Raw genomic sequence first — 23,487 nt, 5'->3', positions numbered from 1 at the left:
GTCGTCGACACGCGAGCACCGGTGACGTCAGTCGCACTCCCCGAGGAACCCGAGGTAGCAGACGGCCTCGTGGGTGACGGCTGCTTCGTAGTCGTTGTTCGACACCTGCCGCGTCGCGATCTCCGGCGTGCGAGTGAGGTGGCCGAAGTCTCCGAGCGAGGCGACGACCGATCCTTCGGAGTCCTCCGCGCGCATGCGATCGATCTCCGCACGATGCTCTCCGCAGAGCGTCACCGCCGCAGGCACGAGTTCGACGCCGGCACAGGCTCCCGCGTACTGGGCCTCCATCGCGTTGATGCAGTCGGTCCAGTCCTGATCGACGGCGCACGGGCTCACGCCGTCGTCCGTCACGAGGTACAGCCCGGTCTCGTACTCCTCACTGTGGAAGGTCTCGGGCTTCTCGGGCGAGTCGACCTTCGTCCAGTGCCGGGCGGTGGTGAAGGCGAGCACCACGACGATGACCGCGATCAGCAGCAGGGCTCCGACGGCGGACAGCGTGACCCAGAGGCCGACGCGGCTCTTCTTGCGCGGTTCGGCGCCGGCCGGGGCGCCGACGTAGGGGGCGCTGATCGAGGGGTCGACCGGCGTCGGGGCGCCGGCGTATGCCGGGGGAGCGGATGCGAACGCCGCCGTCTGGGCGAAGTCATGTCCGCCGAGCGGCGGTGTGGCGGCGGACGGCGAGGCGTCTGGCGCGGGGAACGTGGGAGCGACAGGCGCCGTCTGCGGGTTCATGGACTGCCAGTATGCGTACCAGCTCTGGGCAGCATGCGGGTCGGCCGCGACCTGCTGCGCTTCTGCGTCCGAGAGCTGGATGCCCAGCCCCTGCCGGGAACCGGCATCCAGCAGTGCGGAACGGAACTCTTCGAGTGACAGCGCCATGCTCGTGATGATGGCAGAAACCCGGCTCGTCCGACAATCCGCTCTCGGAACGGCGATGTCGGCGGCATCCGGAAGAATATCGAGGTGATCGGTATGAGGAGCTTCTGGAACGCCCTTCCCACAGAGGGGCGGTGGCTGCTGTCGACGGTCGCGATCCAGACGCTCGGTCGCGGCATGACCCTGCCGTTCACGATCATCTACTTCCATGAGGTACGCGGCTTCGACCTCGGCATCTCGGGAGCGCTGATGAGCCTCATCGCGATCACGGGTCTGATCGTCACCGGCCCCGGCGGGACGCTCATCGATCGCTTCGGTGCACGGCGGGTGCTGATCGTCGGACTGCTGTCGATGATCGCAGGATGCGCGCTGCTGGCCTACGCCACGCATCCTGCCGTCGCCGCGGTCGCGGTCATGCTGATCGGTGTGAACTTCGGCGTCTCGTGGCCGGGCTTCAACGCCCTCATCGCCACAGTGGTCGAGGGAGAGGTGCGTCAGCAGTACTTCGGCGTGAATTTCGCGCTGGTCAACCTGGGGATCGGTGTCGGAGGTGTGATCGGCGGCTTCTTCGTGGACGTCACCGACCCCGCCACCTTCACGACGATCTTCCTCATCGACGCCGCGAGCAGCCTGATCCCGCTTGCGCTGCTCCTCGGACCACTGCGCCGTGTGCGCACGCAGCACGACCCCCAGGTCGACGCCCCTCCAGTGGGCGGGTACCGGGAGATCCTGCGGCGTCCGGCTGTGCTGTGGCTGACGCTTCTGACGTTCCTGTCGGTCTTCATCGGATACGGTCAGATGGAAGCGGGCTTCCCTGCGTTCGCCCGCCAGGTGTCGCAGGTGTCGACGCAGGTCGTCGGCATCTCGTTCGCCGTGAACACCGCGGTGATCGTGCTGTTGCAGTTCGCCGTGCTCCGACTCATCTCCGGCAAGAGGCGCACGAGGGTGATGCAGGTGATGGCGCTCATCTGGGCCCTATCGTGGGTGGTGCTCGGGGCGACGGGGTTCCTCCCGGACACACTCGTCGCCGCGATCGGCGTCATCGCCTACATGGGAGTCTTCGCGTTCGGCGAGACGATGCTGCAGCCCACCGTTCCCGCGATCTACAACGATCTCGCGTCCGACCGCGCGCGAGGCCGGTACAACGCGATCAACTCCGCCGCGTTCCAGGGCGGCGCGATCACGGGGCCGCTCGTGGCGGGTGTGATGCTCGGTGAGGGACTGGACGTCGGGTTCATCTGCATCATGGTCGCGGGAAGCCTGGCGGTCGGTGTGCTGGCACTCGTGCTGGAGCGGGCGGTACCACCGGCCGCGAACGGCGTGGCCGACATCCATCGAACGGACGACGTCGACGAGGCGCGAACGCAATAGGCTCCGATCATGGCTCTGGAGTCCCTCTTCCTCCGATTGGACCGGATCGCCGGTGGACGCAAGGCCGGCGTCGCCATCAGCGAGGCCGACCGCACGCACCCGAAGACCGTGCGCGCCTTCACCTGGATCCTCTGGCTCCTGGTGGTGGAGCTCATCATCGGCGTCGGGGCGGTCATCGTCGCGCTGGCGCTGGCGGTCGACGGTGAGTCGGTGTCGTTCGCGGTCTGGATGCGCACCCTCGTCGTGCTCGCGATGACCGCGACATTGTTCTACTTCGCGTGGCGTGCGCAGCGCGGGTGGCGGTGGGCCTATCAGCGTCTGCGCCTGTTCGCCCAGATCTTCCCTGTCATCACCCTCGTCATGGCGGCGATCCCCGGCCTGTATCCGCTCTGGATGGTGTCGGAGCAGATCGTCTTCAGTTTGATCATGATCGGTATCGCCGACTTCCTGACGAGTGACCACATGCGCGGCACCTTCTCGGCACCGCCTGTCGAGCCGACCTCGGAATAGCACGGCGGAAGCCGCGACGCCACTCCCTTCCGCGGATCCGACGGGATCGCCATCCTCGATCGAAGGCATTCGAGGGAGGCAGCAGCATGGCGAGACTGATTCGTGTGGTCCCGGGGGAGGATCCGGGGTTCCGGCGAGTGCGATCGGGCTCCGGCTTCCGCTACGTCGACCCGGCCGGTGAGACGGCGCCAGAGGCCGATCGGGAGCGGATCCACGACCTCGTGATCCCACCCGCGTGGCACGACGTGTGGATCGCCGCCGACCCGCTCGCGCACATCCAGGCGGTCGGCGTCGATGGCGCAGGACGCAAGCAGTACCTGTACCACCCACTGTGGCGAGTCACCCGGGATCGCCGGAAGTTCGTGCGGGCGCTCGATCTCGCGGCCGCCCTTCCCCGCGCCAGGGCACAGGTCACCCGTGCGCTCGCGCAGGAGGGGCAGACGAAGGAGCGTGCTCTCGCCGTCGCCTTCCGGCTTCTCGACGACGCGGCATTACGCATCGGATCCGAGCGCTATCTGGTCCGGCACGGGAGCCGCGGTCTCACGACGCTGCGGAGGCGGGACCTACGGGTGGAGGGGAGCGAGTTGGCGCTGTCGTTCCCTGCCAAGAGCGGCCGGACGGCTTCGATCGAGATCACAGACGAGACGCTCGCCGAGGCGCTGACCGACTTCGCCGCCGGGAAGTCGGCGGCCTTCCTGCTGGCGTACCGTCGCGGGCGCCGCCGTGTGCGCATCACGCCCGCCGAGGTGAATGTCTACCTGCGCGATGTCACGGGCGCCGCTTTCACAGCGAAGGATTTCCGCACCCTTCACGGGACGATCATCGCGGCCGACGCCCTCGCACGAATCGGTGAGCTCGACAGCCGAAGCCACCGGAGCCAGGCGGAGCGCCTCGCCGTGCAGGCGGCGGCGACCGCGCTCGGCAACACGACCGCCGTCGCACGCGGAAGCTACATCGATCCGCGGGTGTTCAGCCAGTACGCGCGCGGGCGGACCTTGGATCTCTCGGTGACGCCAGAGACGGCCATACGGCGTCTCCTCGGTGGACCGCAGATCTCGCGCAAGGTCACTCGACGAAGTGCGACCAGACGACGGCGATGAGCATCGGGATCAGGGGCATCGCCGCTGCGACGAGAGCGGACGGCTCCCGCGCCCGCAGGACGCCCGGGCACACGCACGCACTTCAGCACGGCTCTACGCCGAGACCGGGGCGCCGTCTCACGAGTCTCGACCCGTTGTGAGAGGGGCGGTCGGCCTCGCGTCCGGATGCCAGGATGGAAGCATGGACACAGCCAACCTCACCCGCGAGGAGACGGCAGCGCGATCCGCCGCCGTCACCGTGCACCGCATCCGCGTCGAACTCGATCTGACGGGAGCGCCGGAGCGCGCTCGGACCGGATTCTCGACCGTGACGACGCTCGAGTTCGACGCGACCACCGACGCGACGTGGCTCGACTTCATCGGAGAAGGCGTTCAGAGGGTGTCCGTGAACGGTGTCGATCAGGAGATCGTCTACGACGGTGCGCGCATCACGCTCTCGGGGCTGCAGGCCTCCAACCTCGTGCGGGTGGAGGCCGTCGGCGCGTACAGCCGCTCCGGCGAGGGACTGCACCGCTTCCACGATCCGGTCGACGACGAGACCTATCTGTACACGCAGTACGAGCCGGCGGACTCGCGGCGGGTGATGGCCTGCTTCGAGCAGCCCGACATGAAGGCCGAATACACCTTCGTCGTGGACGCGCCGACCGGGTGGGAGGTGCTCTCGAACCAGTCTCCGACGCACACCGATCTCGGCGTCGGGGTGCAGCGCGTGGAGTTCGCCCCCACGCTGCCGATATCGAGCTACATAACCGCCGTCGCTGCGGGACCCTACTCGCGTGAGGACGGTGATTGGCGCCGCGACGAGCAGAGCGTCGCGCTCGGCGTGTTCGTCCGGAAGTCGCTCGCTTCGCACCTCGAGGCCGATGAGATCCTCGAGGTCACACGCCAGGGTCTCGACTTCTTCACCGACGCCTTCGCCTCCCCGTATCCGTGGGGCAAGTACGACCAGATCTTCGTTCCCGAGTACAACCTCGGTGCCATGGAGAACCCCGGTCTGGTGACGTTCACGGAGTCGTATCTCTCCCGCGGCGCGGCGACCGACGCGCAGCGCGCTGCTCGCGCCAACACGATCCTGCACGAGATGGCACACATGTGGTTCGGCGATCTGGTCACGATGACGTGGTGGGACGATCTGTGGCTCAAGGAGTCGTTCGCCGACTACATGGGGGCGCATGCCTCCGCGGTCGCGACGCGCTATCACGACGCGTGGGTCAAGTTCGCCGCGAGTCGCAAGGCCTGGGCGTACCAGCAGGATCAGCTGCCGACGACGCACCCCATCGTGGCCGACATCACCGATCTCGAGGCCGCCAAGCTGAACTTCGACGGGATCACCTACGCCAAGGGCGCGGCCGTGCTCAAGCAGCTGGTCGCGTTCGTCGGCGACGAGGCGTTCTTCGAGGGGGCGCGACGATACTTCGCCGCCAACGCGTTCGGCAACACCACGCTCGATGACTTCCTGGTGCAGCTGAGCGCGGTGTCGGGGCGCGATATGAGCGACTGGTCAGCGGCATGGCTGCAGACCTCCGGTGTGTCGACGCTCTGGACGGAGACGGACCCGGACGGACGACGCGTCCTCGTGCAGACGGCTCCCCGTCCTCATCGGCTCCGCATCGGGCTGTACGCGCGCGTGGACGGGCGCATCGTCCGACGCGAGCAGCGCGAGCTCGACGTGGTCGGCGAGCGGACGGAGATCGATCTGCCCGACGCCGATCTCGTCCTCCTCAACGACGACGACCTCACGTACGTGAAGGCACGTCTCGATGCGAACTCGCTCGACACCGTCGAGGAATCGCTCTCGGCGATCGACGATCCGCTGGCCCGCGCACTCGTCTGGGCGTCGTTGTGGAACGCCACACGCGACGGGGAACTCGCCGCGCAGCGCTATCTCGCGATCGTTCGCTCCCATGCGCCTCTCGAGAGCAACATCGGTCTGTTGACGGGAGTCCTCGCGAACGCGATCTACACGATCCGCCACTTCCTCCCCATGACGAGTCGCGAACATGAGCAGCGGACGTGGACCGACAGCGTGTGGAGCGCGCTGGTATCCGCCGCGCCCGGCAGCGACGCACAGCTCTCCTGGGCCCGGGCGTTCGCGACCGCATCCGCCTTCGACGACGTGCATCACGCGCAGGTGCGGGCGTTGCTCGAGGGCGATGCCCCGGAAGGGCTCGTCATCGATCCCGATCTGCGCTGGCAGCTGCTCGGCGCACTCGTCACGACCGGTCACGCCGACCTCGCCGACGTCGCCGCCGAACAGCAGCGAGACGACACGGGCGACGGCCGCACGGCCGCGCGCCGGGCTCGGGCATCGCGCCCGGATGCGACCGTGCGCCGTGAGGCGTGGGAGGCTGCCTGGGAAGATGTCTCGCTCAGCAATGATCATCTGGATGCCGAGATCAGCGGCTTCCGCGCCGGCGGCCGGCGCGACCTGATCGCCGGGTTCGACGCCGAGTACTTCACCAGGATCATCCGGGCCTGGGATGAACGCAGCATCGAGATCGCACGACGGCTGGTCATCGGACTCTTCCCGGCCGGGGACTCCCTGGATGCCGTCGATGCGTGGCTGGCCGCAAACGTCACGGCGCCCGCCGCGCTGCGACGTCTCGTCGTCGAACAGCGCGACCACCTCGCGCGCGACCTCCGGGTCAGCGCCGCGCAGGGCTGAGCCCGCGCGGCCCTCCGGGTCAGCGTCCGAGGGCTTCCTTGATGGCCCTGCCCTCGCTGCTCTCGGCCATGGTGTCCCACAGGTCGGCAGAGCTCAGCGACACGTACACGCCGGGGGATCCCTGCCCGCCGCATCCGTCGCCGTAGGAGACGACCCCGATCTGATAGGCGGTCTCTCGCGCCGGCGGCTGGCGGAAGAGGGGGCCACCGCTGTCGCCCTGACAGGAGTCCTTGCCGACGACTCCGGCGCACAGGTTGACGCCCGGCCGGAAATCGTTGTAGCTGAGTTCGCACTCCCCGGTCTCGAGAAGGGGCACCTGCACCTGGCGAAGACGATCGGGGAAGTTGCGGAGTGCGGTGTCCGTGTTGCCCCAGCCGATGACCGTCGCGCTCTGGCCGGGGCGCAGCAGGGCGTCGGTCCCCTTGGTCGGCAGCTTCACCGGGACGATGCCCTCGACGGGCGCATCCAATACGAGGAAGGCGACGTCATAGGCGCGGTCGCCGGCAAGGTATCGAGGATGGACGATGGGCTCGCCACCGGCGACTTCGTAGAGCCCGCGCTCCTGCCCGCGCGTCCCGTCCGACAGCACCGTTCGACCGACGACCACCGAGACGCCGGCAACGTCGACCGTCGGCAGACTGGTGAGGGAGTTCGGGCGAGTGACGCAGTGCGCCGCGGTCATCACCAGTGTCGGCCCCAGGAGCGAGCCCCCGCAGAAGGACTCCCCGCCCGCCTGGAGCGAGGCCATGAACGGATAGGCGTCGTTCGGGACGGCCTGGCCCCCGATGATGCGTGACAGTGCGCGTTCCTCCTGATCCGGCGACACCCCGCCATCATCCGTCGTCGCGCTCGCTGCGGGCCCGGCCAGCAGGCTGACACAGACGACGGCGGCGCCGACTGTCGCGGCGCCGAGCATCTTCCTCGTTCTGGATCGTACGGTCGTCATGGTGATCTCCATCCTGTTCGGTGATGGGTAACACGCTACTGCGCAATTGGTGCACTGCTGCAAAAACATCGGCATCGACCAGCTGAAGGCTCGGAGCCGAGCGCTCGCGCCGACGTTGTCAGTGGAAGGAAGACTCGCCCGAAAGCTCCAGAGCGGTGCTGTGGCCGAGTGCGCGCAGGTCGTCGCGGTCGTCGCTCGAGTGGCAGAGAATGGCGGCGATCGCCGCAGCCCAGGCGCGTGCGCGGATCCACGTGGCGTCGTCGTACCGCGATGCCGTCGCACGCCGGAACACATGCCGGCCCTCGGCGTCGAAGGCGAGCCACCCTGCGGCGAGATCGTAGGCGGGGTCGCCGGACGTCACATCACCGAAATCGATCAAGGCGGAAAGCCGGTCGCCGTCGACGAGGATGTTGCCGGGATGCAGATCGCCGTGGATCCAGGTGGCCTCGGTCGCGGGTGCGGAGTCGAGACCGGCCTGCCAGACCGCTCCGAGAGGCTCTGCGAACATCGGGGAGAGGTCGGCGAGGCGCGAACGGATGCTATCGTCGCGAGCACTCAACGGCACGCCGCGGACGGGATTCAGCGGCGCATCGGCCGGGGCGTCATGGTGCAGGGCGACGAGCACCGTGGCGAGCTCTGCCGCCCACGGGGTGTTGTCGCGACGGGCGCGGCCGAGCGCCTGGCTTCCCGAAAGCCACGGCACGATCGACCAGTGCCACGGGAACAGTGATGTGGGCACGCCTGCGAGAACGGGAAGCGGTGTGCGGACGTTCGTGGGGGCGAGCCGCATGGCGATCGCGGGAAGAGCGCGCTGTTCGTTACGGATCAGAGGGGCGGCCCGTTCGCGACGTGGGATCCGAACCGCGAGGTCGGATCCGAGGCGCCAGGTGACGTTGTCCCACCCCTCGGCGACACGCACCAACGGAAGCGCCGCCCATTGGGGTGCGACGCTGCCCACGAGTGCTCGCACCTCACGCTCGACGAGGGTGAGGTCAGCGGCAGGGGAGTCCGCCATGGTCAGAGATCGAGAGACTCGCCGGGTTCCAGAACGAAGAATTCGCCGCCGCCCTGCTCTGTGGCCCACTGCAGCCGCTGCCGGTGCATGCTCTTGCCGATCACGGACAGTGTCATGTCGTGCGTGCCGAATGCGCGGCGCGGGGCGACCGCGAGCACGTAGTCCATCGCCTCGCCGATCTTCAGCCAGGGGGCTCCGAGTGGAGCGGCGAGGGTGCCGACGGCGACGCCTTCGGGAACTGCGTACGAGTCGCCCGGGTAGTAGAGCTCGTCGTTCACGAGCACGCCGATGTTCTCGACGGTCGGGAGGGAGGAGTGGATGACCTCGTGCGTTCCGCCGAAGAATCGCAGAGTGAACCCGCCGATCTCGACGGTGTCGCCGGGGGAGACCACGGTGATGTCGTACCCCTCTGCCGCGCGGGCGACACCCGCGGGCGCGAAGATCGGCGTTCCGGGCGCTGCGCGGAGGAGGCGGTCGAAGTGGTCGGCCGTCCAGTGGTCGGGGTGTTCATGCGTGATCACGATTCCCACCAGGTCGGCGAGGTCGTTCAGCGGTGCCGTGAACGACCCGGGGTCGACCAGGAGGGTCTTCTCGTTCGCATCGAGACGGAGGGCGGCATGTTCGAACTTGGTGACGCGCATGGGACGAGTCAACTCCTTCGGGTCGCGCACAGCAAACGGATTCGGCGCGCCACGCCCGGGATTCGAGTCAGGGCGGTGCCGATTTGGCGCAGTGAGAATCGCCGTGGCATACTTGAACGGTTGTCGCGGGACGGAAACGTCACGCCAGACGGCCCCATCGTATAGCGGCCTAGTACGCTGCCCTCTCACGGCGGTAACGCGGGTTCGAATCCCGCTGGGGTCACACAACAGAGAAAGCCTCCGGTTCGCCGGAGGCTTTCTTGCTTTCCGGCGTCGCCCGCCTGCTCTTTCGCTCAGGCTCCGTCCTTCAGCGACATCGCCCGGAACGTCCGGTTGCTGAGGGGCAGGATCATGAGCGCCATCATCGCGCTGCCGAAAAGGGTGAACGGCACCCAGAGGGCTGTCGCGGAGGCGAGCGCGCCGAAGCCGGCCATCGCCAGCGGCATGAGGCAGTCGTCACCGAGACGGGTGAGGGATCCCATCCGGCCGAGATATGCGGTGTCGACGGTCGCCGAGAACGTCGCACTCAGCAGCACCGATGCGTATCCCGCGGTGGCGCCGATGACGAAGGCGGCGGCACCGACGGTCCACGCCGGCCCGAAGCCGAGGGCCACGATTCCGGCGCCCTGCACGACCAGCGCCCAGAAACCTGCGCGGGCCTCGTGCCGGGGCCGCCACTTCGCCACCGACACCGCCCCGAGCGCAGCGCCGAGGCCGAGCAGCGCCTCGAACACCCCGACGGCTTGAGCGCCCCAGCCCTCGGCATGCGCCCGCAAGGCGAGGCCGATCCCGACAGCCGGTCCGACGGCCAGGTTGAGCCCCGAAAGGGCGATCACGAGCGTGCGGGTCGTGGGGTTGGCGGAGAGATGGGCGAACCCGCGTGCGATGCCGCGCAACGCGGGTTCCTTCTCCGCACGGGCGAGCCGGAAGCGGGGGCGCAGCCAGATCGCGATGAAGGCGACCACCAGTGTGAAGGTCAGGGCGTTCACGGACGCGCTTCCGGCGAGCCCGGCGTGCGCCACGACGAATCCACCGACCGCCGCGCCTCCCATCGTGCCCAGCCGGGATGCGGTCTGCGCTGCGGCACCGTATGAGGGGAGGTCGGCGGCCTTGACCAGTTGGCGGGCGATCGTTCCGGCCGACGGCTCATAGAACGCGTCGCAGACTCCGAACGCGATCGCCGCGAAGAGCAGCACTGCCACGGAAGGCGGTGTGGTCAGCACCCAGACCGCGACAGCGACCAACACGCCGACCCGGAGCACGTTGAACACGAGCATGACGCGACGGGCGTCCGCGCGATCGGCGATCACGCCACCGAACAGCAGGATCACTGCCCGGGGCACCGTTCCCGCGGCGACGATCAATCCCGCGACGGCGGGGGAGGCGATCTGCACTGCCGTCCAGGCGAGGGCTATGGTCCAGAGCGCGTCTCCCGCATCCGAGAGGGCCTTCACGCCGATCCACGCGTGCACCAGGCGATCGCGGCGGAAAGCGGGGGGCGCGACGATCTCGACGGGGTCGCTGACGGTCGACATCAGGGCGCCGTCGGGAAGGCGTGCGCGAACACGAAGATGGGAGCACGGGTCTGGCCGTCGTCGAGATCGATGCCTTCCTGCCACTCGCGGATCGTCGCGAGGATCCGAGCGGAGAGGTCTCGCAGTTCATCGGGTGACGCCCAGGCGGTGGTCTCGGTGTTCGAACCGTCGTACCCGGTGAGGGCCGGATCGTGGCGACCGCGATGCCAGCGCTGGAGCCTCTCGATCTGCATCCGGATGCCCTGTCGCTGGGCCTCCCTGGCGAGCAGGGCATCGGCGGGCGAATCGACGTAGTCGTCGGTCGACCACGTGAGGCCCCGACGAGCCACCTTCCACCAGCTGGTGCGTCTGTCGCCCGAGGGATCCGGGGCGCGTTCCACGATGCCGGCGCGCTCGAGCATGCGCAGGTGATGGCTGATGCTGCCGACCTGACTGTCGAGCGCGCGGGCGATCGCTGTGACCTGTGCGGTGCCGTACAGGAGCAGGTAATCGTAGATGCGACGGCGCAGCGGGTGATGCACAGCGGTGATCACGGAGATGTCTTCCACGAGAGACGACGCTAATCGCGGGATCTCGGACACACAAGGCTTCTTGTATACCCCGGAAAATCAACGATGAGGCGGTCTCCCGTATCCGGGAGACCGCCTCATCGTGGCACCGGTCGCGTCAGGGTCCTTCGTTCGTCTCGGCTGATGTCGTTGCGCCGGCGAGGCGTCTCCTCCGTCGCGCGCGGCGGAGGAACCAGACGATGAGCGCGATGACGCCCGCGATCGCGAGCCAGGGAAGGATGAAGCCGAGAGCGATGACCAGGGCGTTCAGCGAGACGACGAGCCCGTTCCATCCGGCCATCAGACCGTCGCCGAAACCGGCAGGGTCGGCGGTGGTCGGTGTGCTCGCCTTCGTCAACTGCACCTGCAGCGACGACATGGCGACCTGATCGTCGAGGGCGGCGAGCTGCTGCTCGTACGATTCGAGCTGTGCCTGGCGGTCCGTCAGCGCCACCTCGGCTTCGATCAGCTCGGCGACGGTTCCCGATTGCGCCATCAGCTGCGTGAGTCTCTCGACCGACGCCCGGGTGGAGTCGACGCGCGCCTGGAGGTCGATCGCGACAGATGTCACATCCTGCTTCGAGGTCGACGACGAGAGCACTTCGCCGGTGTCGTCGAGAGCGGCGATCACGTCGGGCAGGTCGGCCGACGGCACCCGGATGCTGATCCAGCCGTACGCCGAATCGGTGGGCACGCGGGCGGGCTCGGATGAGCCGTCGGCGGCGACCGACTTCGCGATCTCGGTGCTCTCGACGTAGCCGCCGTGCTCCTCGGCCAAGTCGGCGATCGCCGTCGCCGCATCGGGAATGCTCTTCACCTGGACCGTCGCCTGCGCCGTGGCGACGATCTCGCGCCCGCTGCCGGTCTCCGCCGTGCCAGGGAGCACCGCTCCGTCCACATCTGATGTCAGAGCGCCGTCCGGCAGCGACTCGGGGGTGACGCCGGTGATCCGCTCGGGGGATGAGGGGACGGAGTCGGCGACGGAGCCGCCGGACGTGCTCACGCCGTCGGCCGTGATCGAGGTCGCCCCGCCGACGGCACCGAGGATCGGCGGAGTCACGAGCACGCCGACCACGAACGCCGCCGCGATACCGCCGCCGGTGAGCCAACGCCGTCGGCGCACACGAGACTTCGCCTCCGCGGCGCGCGCGGGTGCGCGCTCGGTCTCGATCTCGGCGAAGACCGCGTCTTCGATACGGGCGATCGTCTCGTCCGAGAGCTCGGGCAGGGCACCGCCGGTGGTCTGATCGTTCATGCGTCTCTCGCTTCCGTCACGGCGCCCCGCAACTGCGTGCGCACTCGGGAGAGACGATTCCGAACGACGGCGTGGGTCACCCCGAGTTCCTCGGCAGCCGCCTGATAGGCATAGCCCTCCGACGTGCACAGCCGGAATATCTCGCGGTCCAGTTCGCTCAACGTGCCCACTTCCTGCGCGATCCGCGCTGCCAGTTCCGCCGTGATGACCTGCTCCTCGACACTCACCGTGTCCGGCAGCAGGGTCTCGTCGACGGCCTCGGCGGTGTGTTCGTGATCCCGCCGACGTTGACGAAGTCGATTCGCTGCCTGAAAGCGACAGATCGTGGCCAGCCAGGGCAGGATCGACTCGCCCTGGAGCTCCAGACGGGGAAGCTTGCGCCAGGCGACGACGAACGTCTCCTGCGTCACATCCTCCGCATCGGCCGGCGAGGCGAGGATGCCCTGCGCAATCCAATACACGGGTCGCACATGTGCGCGGTACAGCTCGCGGAAGGCGCTCTCATCGCCCGCCGCGGCCTGCGCCGCCCATCTCTGGTCATCTGTCTGCAGGGGCATCCTGATTCCGTTCGGTGTCTCTCACAGGGAGAGTGTCGATCGACGCCCCATCGTCTCAGATTCGATGTTCGCGACGGGGCCCGCACCCGGCGGGAAGATTCGGACGACATCCGCTCCCGCTGACGCCACGCCTCCGGTAGCATTGCCCGGGCGAGAGGGAGTATCCCGAATCCGCGCGTAACGTCATCACGAGCACCGTCATCGCTGCTCCGGGCGCGCGACGCACTCTGTGCGGGGGAGAGACTTTCGACTCATTCCCGACCCCTCCGCGAAAGGTGCAGTGCGCCCTTGGAAATCCCCGTCTGGTTCGAGATCACCTCGATGGTCGTCCTCACGATCATCCTGATCGGCGACCTGCTCCTCATCCGGCTGCGGCCGCACATCCCGTCGACGAAGGAATCCACGCTCTGGGTGGTCTTCTATGTCGGCCTCGCGCTGCTGTTCGCCGTGCTCCTCGGCAATGTCGGGGGCTGGCAGAACGCCGGCGATTTCATCACCGGATGGGCGTTGGAGTACAGCCTCTCCATCGACAACCTGTTCGTGTTCGTCCTGATCATGGCCCAGTTCGCAGTGCCGCGGCGACTGCAGCAGCAGGTGCTCATGGTCGGCATCATCATCGCGCTCATCCTGCGAGGGCTGTTCATCCTCGCCGGCGTCGCGATCGTGGAGAACTTCTCGCCGATCTTCTACATCTTCGGCGCCTTCCTCATCTGGACCGCGATCCGCCAGGCCATGCCTGACGGCGACCATGAGGGCGAGGTGCAGCGGGAGAACTTCATCGTGCGGCTGCTGCGTCGCCGGGTGGACATCAGCGAGACCTACGACGGCTCGAAGATCCGCACCACGGTGGACGGCAAGCGCATGTGGACGCCCATGGTGATCGTCTTCATCACGATCGGTGTGACCGACCTGATCTTCGCGATCGACTCGATTCCCGCGATCTTCGAGATCACGACGAACGGCTTCCTCGTGTTCGCGGCCAACATCTTCGCGCTGATGGGTCTTCGCCAGCTCTACTTCCTGCTCGGCGACCTGCTCGACCGCTTGCGCTACCTGCACTACGGCATCGCCGTCATCCTCGGCTTCATCGGCATCAAGCTGATCCTGCATGCTCTGCACGTCAACGAACTGCCGTTCATCAACGGCGGCGAGCACGTCGAGTGGGTGCCCGACATCAGCAACATGGTCTCGCTCGGCGTGATCCTGGCCTCGATGACCGTCGCGACTGTCGCGAGCCTGATCGCCTCCTCGCGTGAGAAGCGCGCGGAGAAGAAGGCGGCCCTGACCGAGTGATCCTGTGGCGGACCTGCGCTCGGCTCAGAACTGGCGCAGGTTCGCCTGCAGGCCGCCCTCGGCGTACTCGCGACGGAGGACACCGCGGCGACGAAGCACGGGGACCAGCTCGTCGAGCGTCCGGTGCAGGGTCACGGGGTGGAAGTCGCCCCACAGCAGGACCCCGTCGTTGCCCCAGTCGCCGAGCTCTTCGATCAGATCGGCGAACTCCTCGGCGGTGCCGACGAAGCCGGTGCGATCCGTGATGCGACCGGCGCGGGCGAGAGCGCTCAGATGCGCGCGCAGCGGGGCATCCTCACCACGGTCGCCGATCAGACGCTGGATGCTGCCCCGCGAGACATGGGCGCCGAAGATCGTGAGGTCGAGCGGCCGGTCGAGATCGAGCGACGTCAGATCGGTCTCGAGATCGCTCGACTGCTTCCGGGCGATCTGCACGAGCGTGGCGTCGTCAGGGTGCGATGAGGCCGCCACGATGCGGTCGGCCTCGTCGCTCGACGAGGTGATCACGGGCTGGATGGCGAAAAGGATCTTGACGTCTTCCGGGCGCCGGCCTTTCGCGATCGCCGCCTCGTGCACCTTGGCACGGTAGTCGCGCACCGACTTCTCGTGCAACGGGGCGAGCGCGAGCTGCACATCGGAGTTCGCGCCGGCGAAGCCGAGTCCGCGGCCCGAGCCGCCGGGCGAGACGATCGCAGGGTCGCCCTCGGTGAACGGGATCGCGTTCAGGGGCCCGTCGAAGGCGAAGTAGTCGCCGCGGTGCTCGACTGACCGCAATCGGGTGCCATCCGCGAAGACGTCGGTCGTGCGGTCCGGGACGAGGGCACCGTCATCCCAGCTGCGCCACAGCGCTCGGATGCCGGCCAGCCATTCCTCGGCGCGGTCGTACGCTTCGTCGTGCCCCAGCTGCGGCGCGTCGGAGAAGTGACGGGCGCTGCCGGTGTCGGTGACGACGTTGAGCCCCAGCCGGTGCCCGCTGAGGTGCTGCAGGGTCGCGAACTGCCGTGCTGCTGTATACGGGAGATACGCCGCGGGATTCACCGTCGGCACCACACCGAGGTGCCTGGTCGCCTGGAAGAGGTAGGGTGCGAGCAGGAGCGGGTCGTGCTTCGGACCGCCGAACGCGTGACGCACCCGCAGGTCGATCGTCGACGGCGATCCCAGCGAGGGGGCGTCTTCGATGATGACGAGATCGAATCCGGCCTGCTCGAGGGTGCGCGCGGCCTCCTGGTAGATCTCCGGGCGTGTCCAGTCGTAGTCCCAATCGAGCGACGGATAGCCCCACCCCTGCGGGCCGAAGCCGCGGGCGAGGAACCAGCCGAAGTGCTGAGGCCGGCTCATGCCACCGTCTCCCGCACACCCTGGAGCACGCGGGACAGATCCGAGAGGAGATCGTCGACGTCCTCGATGCCGATCGACAGGCGCAGGGTTCCCGGTCGGACGCCGAGGATCTCGCGTTCCTCCTCGGTGCGCTGCGCGTGGCTGGTGGTTCCCGGATGCAGCACCAGAGAGCGGACGTCACCGATGTGGGTCATGTGGGTGAAGACCTCGACGTGCTCGACGAACTGACGGGCAGCGGTGAGCCCGCCTCGAAGGGTGAAGGTGAAGATCGAGCCGGATCCGCCGTCGAGGTAACGCTTGCCGACTTCGTGATCCGGGTGCGAGGCGAGCCCGACGTAGTCGACGCTCTCGACCGCTTCATGCTGTTCGAGCCACTGCGCGATCTGCAGGGCGTTGCGGGACTGGCGCTCGACCCGGAGTCCGAGCGTCTCCACGCCCTGTCCGATCAGGAAGGCGTTGAGCGGTGAGGGCGAGGCGCCGAACCGCGGAGCCACGGACTCGCGGGCGTAGGCGATGCGAGCGCGTCCGCCGTGCCGGGCGAACACACTGGGGGCGTCGCCGCGGCCGGGGAGCACGAGATGCGGCGCATTGTGGCCGGCGACTTCGGCGTCGAAGCGCCCGTCGTCGACGATCACGCCGCCGAGCACGGAGCCGTGTCCGGCGAGGAACTTCGATGCGGAATGCACGACGATCGCCGCGCCGTGTTCGAGCGGGCGCAGAAGCGCAGGGGTCGCGAGCGTGTTGTCGACGATGAGCGGAACAGCGAACTCCCCGCCGATGTCACTGATGGCGCGGACGTCGAGCACATCGTTTCGGGCGTTGGCGAGCGATTCGGCGAACAGCGCGCGGGTGTTGGGGCGGATCGCGGCCCGCCAGGCCTCCGGATCGGAGATGTCATCGATGAACGTCGTCTCGATATCGAGCCGCGCCAGGTTGTCGAGGAACAGGCCTCTGGTGCCTTCATAGATGTGCGTGGACGACACGATGTGATCCCCGGCGCCCGCGACCGTCAACAGGGCTGTGGCGACCGCAGCCTGCCCGCTGGCGACGAGCACTGCGTCCGCACCGGACTCGAGCGCGGCGAGCTGCCGTTCGACGGCACGCACGGTGGGGTTCCCGGTGCGCGTGTACCCGAAGCCGGTCCCGGTGCTGAAGTGCTCAGCCGCGTGGTCGAAGTCGTCGAACTCGAACCCCGCCGTGAGGTAGATGGGCGTGGCACGGGAGGCCGCGGTCTCACGGCTTCTCGCCGCGTGGACCGCACGGGTGGCGAAGCGGGCGGTGTCGACGGTCATGCGGTGCCTCTCGGTCGTTCGGGTGCTCAACAGAGTGTCATGACGGGTCGGAGCATGTCCGAGCGGTGGTAATCTGACGTCATGCGGACCGTCCTCCTTCTTCTTAGGCGCCGCGACGAGACCTCGATCTGAGCCCCTCCTCGTCGCGGAGTCCATCGTGGGCCGAACCGCCAGCCACAGGAGACACGCAATGACCACCCCCGCAATCGGTGCCGATTCCGCACGCCCCAGGACGCTCGCTGAGAAGGTCTGGGACGACCATCTCGTCGTCAAGGGCGAGAACGGTGAGCCGGACCTCATCTACATCGACCTGCACCTGGTGCACGAGGTCACCAGCCCGCAGGCCTTCGATGGTCTGCGCAGCGAGGGACGCCCCCTCCGCCGCCTCGACCTCACGATCGCCACCGAGGATCACAACACCCCGACGTGGGAGATCGACAAGCCGATCGCCGATCTCACCAGCCGTACGCAGATCGAGACGCTGCGCCGCAATGCCGCCGAGTTCGGGGTGCGCCTGCACTCGCTGGGCGACGCCGAACAGGGCATCGTGCATGTGGTGGGTCCCCAGCTCGGTCTGACGATGCCCGGCATCACCGTGGTCTGCGGCGACTCGCACACCTCCACCCACGGCGCGTTCGGTGCGATGGCGTTCGGTATCGGCACGAGCGAGGTCGAGCATGTGATGGCGACCCAGACCCTGCCGCTCAAGCCGTTCAAGACGATGGCGATCAACGTCGATGGCACGCTGCGCCCCGGCGTCACCGCGAAGGACATCATCCTCGCCGTGATCGCCAAGATCGGCACCGGCGGGGGGCAGGGCTACGTGCTCGAGTACCGCGGCAGCGCGATCCGCGCCCTCTCGATGGAGGGCCGCATGACGATCTGCAACATGTCGATCGAGGCGGGAGCCCGCGCCGGAATGGTCGCGCCCGACGAGACGACCTTCGCTTACCTCGAGGGCCGTCCGCACGCCCCGAAGGGGCACGATTGGGACGACGCCGTCGCCTATTGGCGCACGCTGCCGACCGACGAGGGCGCGACCTTCGACGCCGAGGTGTTCATCGACGCCGACGACCTCGAGCCTTTCGTGACGTGGGGCACCAACCCCGGCCAGGGCAGCTCGCTCTCGGCCTCGGTGCCGAATCCCGCCGAGATAGCGGATCCCAACGAGCGGGCCGCAGCCGAGCGTGCGCTGGAGTACATGGACCTCACCCCGGGAACGCCTCTCAAGGAGGTTCCGGTGGATGCCGTCTTCATGGGATCGTGCACCAACAGCCGCATCGAGGACCTGCGCGCGTTCGCCTCGATCATCCAGGGCAAGAAGAAGGCCGACGGGGTGCGTGTCATGGTCGTCCCCGGATCCGCCAGGGTGCGCCTGGAAGCGGAAGCCGAGGGCCTGGACAAGGTCATCAAGGACTTCGGTGCCGAATGGCGCTTCGCCGGATGCTCGATGTGCCTGGGCATGAATCCCGATCAACTGGCGCCGGGGGAGCGGTGCGCCTCCACCTCCAACCGCAACTTCGAGGGCCGCCAGGGCAAAGGCGGGCGCACACATCTCGTCTCGCCGCTCGTCGCCGCCGCGACTGCGATCCGCGGCACCCTGTCCAGCCCGAGCGACCTGACGGAAGGGGTCTGAATCATGGAGAAGTTCACCACGCACACGGGAATCGCCGCGCCGATGAAGCGCTCGAACGTCGACACCGACCAGATCATCCCGGCCGTGTTCCTCAAGCGCGTCACCAAGACCGGCTTCGAGGACGCCCTGTTCCACGGGTGGCGCCAGGACCCCGATTTCGTCCTCAATCAGGCACCGTTCCAGGGGGCTTCGGTGCTTCTCGCCGGACCCGACTTCGGCACCGGATCGAGCCGTGAACACGCCGTCTGGGCGCTGCGCGACTTCGGCTTCAAGGTAGTGCTCAGCCCGCGCTTCGCCGACATCTTCCGGGGCAACTCCGGCAAGCAGGGGCTGCTCGCTGCGACGATCTCGGAAGAGGACCTCGAGCGGTTCTGGGCCGAGGTCGACCGGAATCCCGGGGTGCAGATGACTGTCGACCTCGAGGCGCGGACCGCGTCGATCGGCGACGTCCAGGCCGACATCGGGATCGACGATTACACTAGATGGCGGCTCCTCGAAGGGCTCGATGACATCGGGCTCACGCTGCGCAACGAAGACAAGATCGCGCAGTTCGAGGCCCGTCGCGAGTCGTGGCGGCCCCGAACCCTTCCCGTTCAGTAAGACGGTGGGGGCGGGGGAGCCAGGGGCAACCCGCCCCCGAAATCCGTAAATGAAGTGAGGCTCCGAATGACGACACCTGTGCGCGACGCTCTTCCGGACGGAGTCCCCGCACTCACCGGAGACGTGCTCGCCATTCGAGGCGGACGCCCGCTCCGCGGCCGTGTCGACGTCAAGGGCGCGAAGAACCTGGCGACGAAGGCCATGGTCGCCTCGCTTCTCGGCGAGACCGTGAGCACCCTGCGCGATGTGCCGGCGATCAGTGATGTCGCCGTCGTACGGTCGCTGCTCGAGGTGCACGGCGTGCGCGTGTCGGAGGGCGATGAGCCCGGTTCTCTCGTGTTCGACCCGAGTGATGTGGAGTCCGCGCACTTCGAGGAGATCGACGCTCACGCAGGCGCCTCCCGCATCCCGATCCTGTTCTGCGGGCCGCTGCTCCACCGCCTCGGACAGGCCTTCATCCCCGACCTCGGCGGGTGCCGCATCGGCGATCGCCCCATCGATTTCCACCTCGACGCGCTGCGCAAGTTCGGCGCGATCGTCGAGAAGCTTCCGAGCGGGATCCGCCTCTCCACCGGCGGCACCCGTCTGCACGGAGCGAACATCCACCTGCCGTACCCCAGTGTGGGTGCGACCGAGCAGGTGCTGCTCACGGCCGTGCGCGCCGAGGGCGTCACCGAGCTGCGCAACGCGGCCATCGAGCCCGAGATCATGGACCTGATCGCCGTCCTGCAGAAGATGGGCGCGATCATCTCCTATGAGCCCAACCGCGTCATCGTGATCGAGGGGGTCGAGAAGCTCCGCGGCTACGACCACCGTTCGATCTTCGACCGCAACGAGGCCGCGTCCTGGGCCTCGGCTGCTCTCGCGACCGACGGTGAGATCTTCGTCGGCGGGGCCAAGCAGCAGGAGATGCTCACGTTCCTCAACGTCTTCCGCAAGGCGGGCGGCTGGTTCGACATCCAGGAAGACGGCATCCTCTTCCGTCGTGACGGCGAGATCAAGCCCGTCGTGATCGAGACCGACGTGCACCCCGGCTTCATGACCGACTGGCAGCAGCCGCTCGTGGTCGCGCTGACCCAGGCTCACGGTCGCTCCGTCGTGCACGAGACCGTGTACGAGAACCGGATGGGCTTCACCGATGCGCTGGTCAAGATGGGGGCCGACATCGTCGTGCATCCTCGTGGCCTCCAGGATGGTCCCCGACGGGTTCCGCGCCGTGACCTGGAGCAGGCCGCGGTCATCACCGGTCCGACGCCGCTGCACGGTGCCGACATCGTGGTGCCCGACCTCCGCGGCGGCTACAGTCACGTGATCGCGGCGCTGACGGCGACCGGCGAGTCGAAGGTGTCGGGTGTCGACATCCTCAGCCGTGGCTACGAGAAGTTCCTCGCCAAGCTCGACGCGCTCGGCGCCGACTTCGACGTCATCCGGTGACCGCGGTGACGCCCCGATCATCGGAGACGAAGCGTCCGAGCATCTTCTGGCCGCTCGCCGCATTGGTGATCCCGCCGGTCTCGTTGATCGCGAAGATCCGGGTCCGCGGGGCGGAGAAGCTCCCGCGCGAGGGATCGTTCATCCTGGCGCCGAACCACTACTCGGAGTTCGATCCCCTCGTCGTCGCTGTGGCCGTGTGGCGCGCCGGGCGTGCGCCCCGGTTCATGGCCAAGGAGAGCCTCTTCCGGGTGCCGGTGCTGGGCTGGTTCCTGCACCGCACCGGCATGATCCCGGTCGCGCGCACCTCGTCTGCTGCCTCCGCTCGACAGACGATGAAGCAGTCGGAAGAGCTCGTCGAACACGGCCGGGGCGTGATCGTCTACCCGGAGGGCACACTCACGCGCGATCCCGACCTGTGGCCGATGCGCGGCAAATCGGGTGCGGTGCGTCTGGCACTCGCCGACGGCATCCCGCTGATCCCGATGGCACAGTGGGGCACGCAGGCGATCATGGGGCGCTATCAGAAGGGTCTGAGCCTCTGGCCGCTGCGCAAGCCGGTCGAGGTGCTCATCGGCGATCCGGTCGACGTCTCGGATCTGCGTGAGCGCGCGGGCGAGCCGGCGGCCCTCACCGAGGCGACCAATCGACTCATGAACGCGATCACCGCACTCCTCGAAGAGCTGCGCGACGAGAAGGCACCGGCGGAACGTTGGAATCCCACGAGCCACGGCCAGAAGGAGACCGGACGCCTTGACTCCTAAGAGAACCGTCGCAGCAGGTCCGCGGGTCGCGGTCATCGGCTCGGGCAGCTGGGGAACGACCTTCGGCAAGATCCTCGCCGACGGCGGTGCCCAGGTGACGATGTGGGCTCGTCGTGCCGAGCTCGCCCAGGAGATCAACGAGGCCAAGCGCAACTCGCGCTACCTGCCCGGCATCAATCTGCCCCGCTCGATGGCGGCGACGCACGAACTCGCGACCGCTCTCGACGGGGTCGACCAGGTCTACCTCTCCGTGCCGAGCCAGTCGCTGCGTGAGAATCTGAAGGCGCTTCGTCCTCTGCTCTCCGACAGCGATGCGAAGATCATCAGCCTCATGAAAGGTGTCGAACGCGGCACCGGACTGCGCATGAGTCAGGTGATCCAGCAGGAGCTGCGCTGCGACCCCGACCGCATCGCGGTGGCCTCGGGGCCGAACCTCGCGCTCGAGATCGCCCGCGAGCAGCCGACCGCCGCCGTCATCTCCTCGCGCAGTCAGGAGACGGCGGAGATCGTCGCGCGAGCGGCACGCAACGGGTACTTCCGCACGTTCGTGAACACCGACGTGATCGGCACCGAGTTCGGCGGAGTGCTCAAGAATCTCATCGCGGTGGCCATCGGCATCGTCGACGGCGTGGGCTACGGCGAGAACACCAAGGCGTCGATCATCACCCGTGGCCTCGTCGAGATGACCGATTTCGCGGTGGCGAACGGTGCGCACCCGGAGACCCTTCAGGGGCTCGCCGGGCTCGGTGACCTGATCGCCACGTGCCAGTCGCCGCTGAGCCGAAACAACACAGCCGGGCGTCTGCTCGGCCAGGGCTACAGCTTCCAGGACGTCGTGAAGCAGATGCAACAGACGGCGGAGGGCCTGGCATCGGTCGCGCCCATCCTGCAGCTGGCGCGCGAGGCCGAGGTCGACATGCCCATCGTCGAGCAGGTGAAGATGGTGCTCGACGGCAAGATGGATCCGCGGGACATCGCACCGCACCTGACGACGGACGACGACACCCCGCAGGGTGAGAGGACCAACCATGGACAAGCAGACGGTGGTGGTGCTCTTCGGAGGGCGCTCCAGCGAGCATTCGATCAGTTCCGCAACGGCGGGGGGCGTGCTGGGAGCGATCGATCGTGACCGCTACGAGGTGATCCCGGTCGGCATCACCCGTGAGGGCGCTTTCGTCCTCGAAGAGGACGATCCCGCGAAGTTCCCGCTCGACGCGGCGCATCTGCCCGAGGTGATCGACAACGGGACGCGTGTGCTGTGGCCGGAGCCCGGTGGCGATCGCACCCTTCGGGTCGAGCACACAGACGGCACCGTCGGGAGCTTCGGCGAGATCGATGTGGTGCTCCCGATCCTGCACGGACCGCATGGCGAAGACGGCACGATCCAGGGTTACTTCGACACGATCGAGGTGCCTTACGCGGGCGGCGGCGTCCTGGACTCGGCGCTCTGCATGGACAAGCACTTCATGAAGATCGCGCTCGAGGCGGCCGGCATCGCCGTCGCGCCGTGGGTGACGGTGCGTCGCACACACTGGGAGCGCGATGCTGCGGACGTGCGTGGTCGTGCCGCAGAGCTCGGCCTCCCGGTGTTCGTGAAGCCCGCACGCGCCGGTTCGAGCGTCGGGGTGTCCAAGGTCGAAGCAGCCGACGAGCTCGACGCTGCTCTGGCCGTGGCTTTCGCCGAGGACGACAAGGTCCTGATCGAGACCGGGGTGAGCGGACGCGAGATCGAGGTCGCGGTGCTCGAGAGCGCTGACGGCGTCCGCGCGTCGCTCCCCGGAGAGATCGTGCTGACGTCGCGGGGATTCTACGACTTCGAGGGCAAGTACCTCGGTGGTGACGGTGTGGATGTCGTGTGTCCTGCCGAGGTGACGGATGCGGAGCGCGTGGCGATCCAAGAGGCCGGCGTTCGCGCGTTCGAGGCCGTCGACGGGCGCGGCCTGGCCCGCGTCGACATGTTCCTGACGCCGTCAGGGGATCTCGTGGTGAACGAGCTCAACACGATGCCGGGGTTCACCCCGATCTCGATGTTCCCCAAGTGCTGGGTCGCCTCGGGGCTGAGCTACGGCGATCTGATCACCGAACTCGTCGAGGCAGGTCTTCGGCGCTGAGCG

21 protein-coding genes and 1 tRNA gene are annotated in these 23,487 nt (G+C 67.9%); 12 read left to right on the top strand and 10 right to left on the bottom strand.

Going from position 1 to position 23,487, the window contains the following annotated elements; genetic code table 11:
* Positions 1–27 precede the first annotated feature (27 nt).
* Positions 28–879, bottom strand: a complete 852-nt coding sequence (locus tag ACIQLD_RS03315; RefSeq protein WP_402604945.1) for a hypothetical protein — start codon at positions 877–879, stop codon at positions 28–30.
* Positions 880–972: 93 nt separating this feature from the next.
* Between ACIQLD_RS03315 and ACIQLD_RS03310 the strand changes: the two genes are divergently transcribed.
* From ACIQLD_RS03310 to pepN, 4 genes are all read left to right on the top strand, one after another.
* Positions 973–2,247, top strand: coding sequence for an MFS transporter (locus tag ACIQLD_RS03310; RefSeq protein ID WP_402604943.1), 1,275 nt, complete (start codon positions 973–975; stop codon positions 2,245–2,247).
* Between the two features lie 9 nt (positions 2,248–2,256).
* Positions 2,257–2,757, top strand: coding sequence for a hypothetical protein (locus tag ACIQLD_RS03305; protein ID WP_402604941.1), 501 nt, complete (start codon positions 2,257–2,259; stop codon positions 2,755–2,757).
* An 86-nt stretch (positions 2,758–2,843) separates the two neighbouring features.
* The gene (locus ACIQLD_RS03300; RefSeq protein ID WP_402604939.1) at positions 2,844–3,857 is read left to right on the top strand and encodes a DNA topoisomerase IB; all 1,014 of its coding nucleotides are present in this window, start codon (positions 2,844–2,846) and stop codon (positions 3,855–3,857) included.
* A gap of 181 nt (positions 3,858–4,038) precedes the next feature.
* The gene (gene pepN / locus ACIQLD_RS03295) at positions 4,039–6,522 is read left to right on the top strand and encodes an aminopeptidase N (protein ID WP_402604937.1); all 2,484 of its coding nucleotides are present in this window, start codon (positions 4,039–4,041) and stop codon (positions 6,520–6,522) included.
* A gap of 19 nt (positions 6,523–6,541) precedes the next feature.
* Here pepN and ACIQLD_RS03290 read toward each other — a convergent pair whose 3' ends face one another.
* The 3 genes from ACIQLD_RS03290 to ACIQLD_RS03280 all read right to left on the bottom strand — a co-directional run bounded on the left by ACIQLD_RS03290 (position 6,542) and on the right by ACIQLD_RS03280 (position 9,124).
* Entirely contained in the window at positions 6,542–7,468 is a 927-nt protein-coding gene (locus ACIQLD_RS03290; RefSeq protein WP_402604934.1) for a S1 family peptidase, read from the bottom strand.
* Positions 7,469–7,586: 118 nt separating this feature from the next.
* Positions 7,587–8,483, bottom strand: coding sequence for an aminoglycoside phosphotransferase family protein (locus ACIQLD_RS03285; RefSeq protein WP_402604932.1), 897 nt, complete (start codon positions 8,481–8,483; stop codon positions 7,587–7,589).
* 2 nt (positions 8,484–8,485) lie between these two features.
* The gene (locus tag ACIQLD_RS03280) at positions 8,486–9,124 is read right to left on the bottom strand and encodes an MBL fold metallo-hydrolase (protein ID WP_402604929.1); all 639 of its coding nucleotides are present in this window, start codon (positions 9,122–9,124) and stop codon (positions 8,486–8,488) included.
* A gap of 150 nt (positions 9,125–9,274) precedes the next feature.
* On the opposite strand from ACIQLD_RS03280, the gene ACIQLD_RS03275 reads away from it, so the two are divergent.
* A tRNA-Glu gene (locus ACIQLD_RS03275) sits at positions 9,275–9,347 on the top strand.
* A gap of 70 nt (positions 9,348–9,417) precedes the next feature.
* On the opposite strand, the gene ACIQLD_RS03270 is transcribed toward ACIQLD_RS03275, so the two are convergent.
* The 4 genes from ACIQLD_RS03270 to ACIQLD_RS03255 form a co-directional block, all read right to left on the bottom strand.
* Positions 9,418–10,659, bottom strand: coding sequence for an MFS transporter (locus ACIQLD_RS03270; RefSeq protein WP_402604926.1), 1,242 nt, complete (start codon positions 10,657–10,659; stop codon positions 9,418–9,420).
* Entirely contained in the window at positions 10,659–11,207 is a 549-nt protein-coding gene (locus ACIQLD_RS03265; protein WP_402604924.1) for a helix-turn-helix domain-containing protein, read from the bottom strand. Before ACIQLD_RS03265 ends, ACIQLD_RS03270 begins: the two co-directional genes overlap by 1 nt.
* A 118-nt stretch (positions 11,208–11,325) precedes the next feature.
* Positions 11,326–12,462, bottom strand: coding sequence for a DUF4349 domain-containing protein (locus ACIQLD_RS03260; RefSeq protein WP_402604922.1), 1,137 nt, complete (start codon positions 12,460–12,462; stop codon positions 11,326–11,328).
* Entirely contained in the window at positions 12,459–13,019 is a 561-nt protein-coding gene (locus tag ACIQLD_RS03255) for an RNA polymerase sigma factor (RefSeq protein ID WP_402604920.1), read from the bottom strand. The genes ACIQLD_RS03260 and ACIQLD_RS03255 overlap by 4 nt, the downstream gene beginning before the upstream one ends.
* 288 nt (positions 13,020–13,307) lie before the next feature.
* On the opposite strand from ACIQLD_RS03255, the gene ACIQLD_RS03250 reads away from it, so the two are divergent.
* Positions 13,308–14,312 carry a TerC/Alx family metal homeostasis membrane protein gene (locus tag ACIQLD_RS03250; RefSeq protein WP_402604918.1) on the top strand — a complete coding sequence of 335 codons (1,005 nt, stop codon included), beginning with the start codon at positions 13,308–13,310 and terminating at the stop codon, positions 14,310–14,312.
* 24 nt (positions 14,313–14,336) lie between these two features.
* On the opposite strand, the gene ACIQLD_RS03245 is transcribed toward ACIQLD_RS03250, so the two are convergent.
* Both ACIQLD_RS03245 and ACIQLD_RS03240 read right to left on the bottom strand, forming a co-directional pair.
* Positions 14,337–15,650: an LLM class flavin-dependent oxidoreductase gene (locus ACIQLD_RS03245; protein WP_402604915.1), complete on the bottom strand. Its 1,314-nt coding sequence runs from the start codon at positions 15,648–15,650 to the stop codon at positions 14,337–14,339.
* The gene (locus tag ACIQLD_RS03240; protein WP_402604913.1) at positions 15,647–16,942 is read right to left on the bottom strand and encodes an O-acetylhomoserine aminocarboxypropyltransferase/cysteine synthase family protein; all 1,296 of its coding nucleotides are present in this window, start codon (positions 16,940–16,942) and stop codon (positions 15,647–15,649) included. The genes ACIQLD_RS03245 and ACIQLD_RS03240 overlap by 4 nt, the downstream gene beginning before the upstream one ends.
* A gap of 190 nt (positions 16,943–17,132) precedes the next feature.
* On the opposite strand from ACIQLD_RS03240, the gene leuC reads away from it, so the two are divergent.
* The 6 genes from leuC (at position 17,133) to ACIQLD_RS03210 (ending at position 23,484) form a co-directional block, all read left to right on the top strand.
* Positions 17,133–18,578, top strand: a complete 1,446-nt coding sequence (gene leuC / locus ACIQLD_RS03235; RefSeq protein WP_402604911.1) for a 3-isopropylmalate dehydratase large subunit — start codon at positions 17,133–17,135, stop codon at positions 18,576–18,578.
* Between the two features lie 3 nt (positions 18,579–18,581).
* Positions 18,582–19,178: a 3-isopropylmalate dehydratase small subunit gene (gene leuD / locus ACIQLD_RS03230; RefSeq protein ID WP_402604909.1), complete on the top strand. Its 597-nt coding sequence runs from the start codon at positions 18,582–18,584 to the stop codon at positions 19,176–19,178.
* Positions 19,179–19,244: 66 nt separating this feature from the next.
* Positions 19,245–20,612 (top strand): UDP-N-acetylglucosamine 1-carboxyvinyltransferase, encoded by a 1,368-nt coding sequence (murA, locus tag ACIQLD_RS03225; RefSeq protein ID WP_387184326.1) that lies wholly within the window; start codon positions 19,245–19,247, stop codon positions 20,610–20,612.
* On the top strand, positions 20,609–21,373 hold the full coding sequence (locus ACIQLD_RS03220; protein ID WP_402604907.1) for a lysophospholipid acyltransferase family protein: 765 nt from the start codon (positions 20,609–20,611) through the stop codon (positions 21,371–21,373). Before murA ends, ACIQLD_RS03220 begins: the two co-directional genes overlap by 4 nt.
* Positions 21,363–22,502: an NAD(P)H-dependent glycerol-3-phosphate dehydrogenase gene (locus ACIQLD_RS03215; protein ID WP_402604905.1), complete on the top strand. Its 1,140-nt coding sequence runs from the start codon at positions 21,363–21,365 to the stop codon at positions 22,500–22,502. The genes ACIQLD_RS03220 and ACIQLD_RS03215 overlap by 11 nt, the downstream gene beginning before the upstream one ends.
* Complete coding sequence (locus ACIQLD_RS03210) at positions 22,402–23,484, top strand: D-alanine--D-alanine ligase family protein (RefSeq protein WP_402604903.1); 1,083 nt, start codon at positions 22,402–22,404, stop codon at positions 23,482–23,484. The genes ACIQLD_RS03215 and ACIQLD_RS03210 overlap by 101 nt, the downstream gene beginning before the upstream one ends.
* The last annotated feature ends 3 nt before the right edge of the window (positions 23,485–23,487 follow it).

Source organism: Microbacterium sp. NPDC091662 (assembly GCF_044756705.1).
In the GTDB taxonomy this organism is placed as follows: Bacteria; Actinomycetota; Actinomycetes; order Actinomycetales; family Microbacteriaceae; genus Microbacterium.
The sequence above is the reverse complement of the archived record's forward strand: the minus strand, read 5'-3'. Positions and strand labels throughout refer to the sequence as shown.

Bases quoted from the DNA above. Each gene is read 5' to 3' on its own strand.
- ACIQLD_RS03315 (WP_402604945.1), bottom strand. From the start codon at position 879: ATGGCGCTGTCACTCGAAGAGTTCCGTTCCGCACTGCTGGATGCCGGT.
- ACIQLD_RS03310 (WP_402604943.1), top strand. From the start codon at position 973: ATGAGGAGCTTCTGGAACGCCCTTCCCACAGAGGGGCGGTGGCTGCTG.
- ACIQLD_RS03305 (WP_402604941.1), top strand. From the start codon at position 2,257: ATGGCTCTGGAGTCCCTCTTCCTCCGATTGGACCGGATCGCCGGTGGA.
- ACIQLD_RS03300 (WP_402604939.1), top strand. From the start codon at position 2,844: ATGGCGAGACTGATTCGTGTGGTCCCGGGGGAGGATCCGGGGTTCCGG.
- pepN (WP_402604937.1), top strand. From the start codon at position 4,039: ATGGACACAGCCAACCTCACCCGCGAGGAGACGGCAGCGCGATCCGCC.
- ACIQLD_RS03290 (WP_402604934.1), bottom strand. From the start codon at position 7,468: ATGACGACCGTACGATCCAGAACGAGGAAGATGCTCGGCGCCGCGACA.
- ACIQLD_RS03285 (WP_402604932.1), bottom strand. From the start codon at position 8,483: ATGGCGGACTCCCCTGCCGCTGACCTCACCCTCGTCGAGCGTGAGGTG.
- ACIQLD_RS03280 (WP_402604929.1), bottom strand. From the start codon at position 9,124: ATGCGCGTCACCAAGTTCGAACATGCCGCCCTCCGTCTCGATGCGAAC.
- ACIQLD_RS03270 (WP_402604926.1), bottom strand. From the start codon at position 10,659: ATGTCGACCGTCAGCGACCCCGTCGAGATCGTCGCGCCCCCCGCTTTC.
- ACIQLD_RS03260 (WP_402604922.1), bottom strand. From the start codon at position 12,462: ATGAACGATCAGACCACCGGCGGTGCCCTGCCCGAGCTCTCGGACGAG.
- ACIQLD_RS03255 (WP_402604920.1), bottom strand. From the start codon at position 13,019: ATGCCCCTGCAGACAGATGACCAGAGATGGGCGGCGCAGGCCGCGGCG.
- ACIQLD_RS03245 (WP_402604915.1), bottom strand. From the start codon at position 15,650: ATGAGCCGGCCTCAGCACTTCGGCTGGTTCCTCGCCCGCGGCTTCGGC.
- ACIQLD_RS03240 (WP_402604913.1), bottom strand. From the start codon at position 16,942: ATGACCGTCGACACCGCCCGCTTCGCCACCCGTGCGGTCCACGCGGCG.
- leuC (WP_402604911.1), top strand. From the start codon at position 17,133: ATGACCACCCCCGCAATCGGTGCCGATTCCGCACGCCCCAGGACGCTC.
- leuD (WP_402604909.1), top strand. From the start codon at position 18,582: ATGGAGAAGTTCACCACGCACACGGGAATCGCCGCGCCGATGAAGCGC.
- murA (WP_387184326.1), top strand. From the start codon at position 19,245: ATGACGACACCTGTGCGCGACGCTCTTCCGGACGGAGTCCCCGCACTC.
- ACIQLD_RS03210 (WP_402604903.1), top strand. From the start codon at position 22,402: ATGGACAAGCAGACGGTGGTGGTGCTCTTCGGAGGGCGCTCCAGCGAG.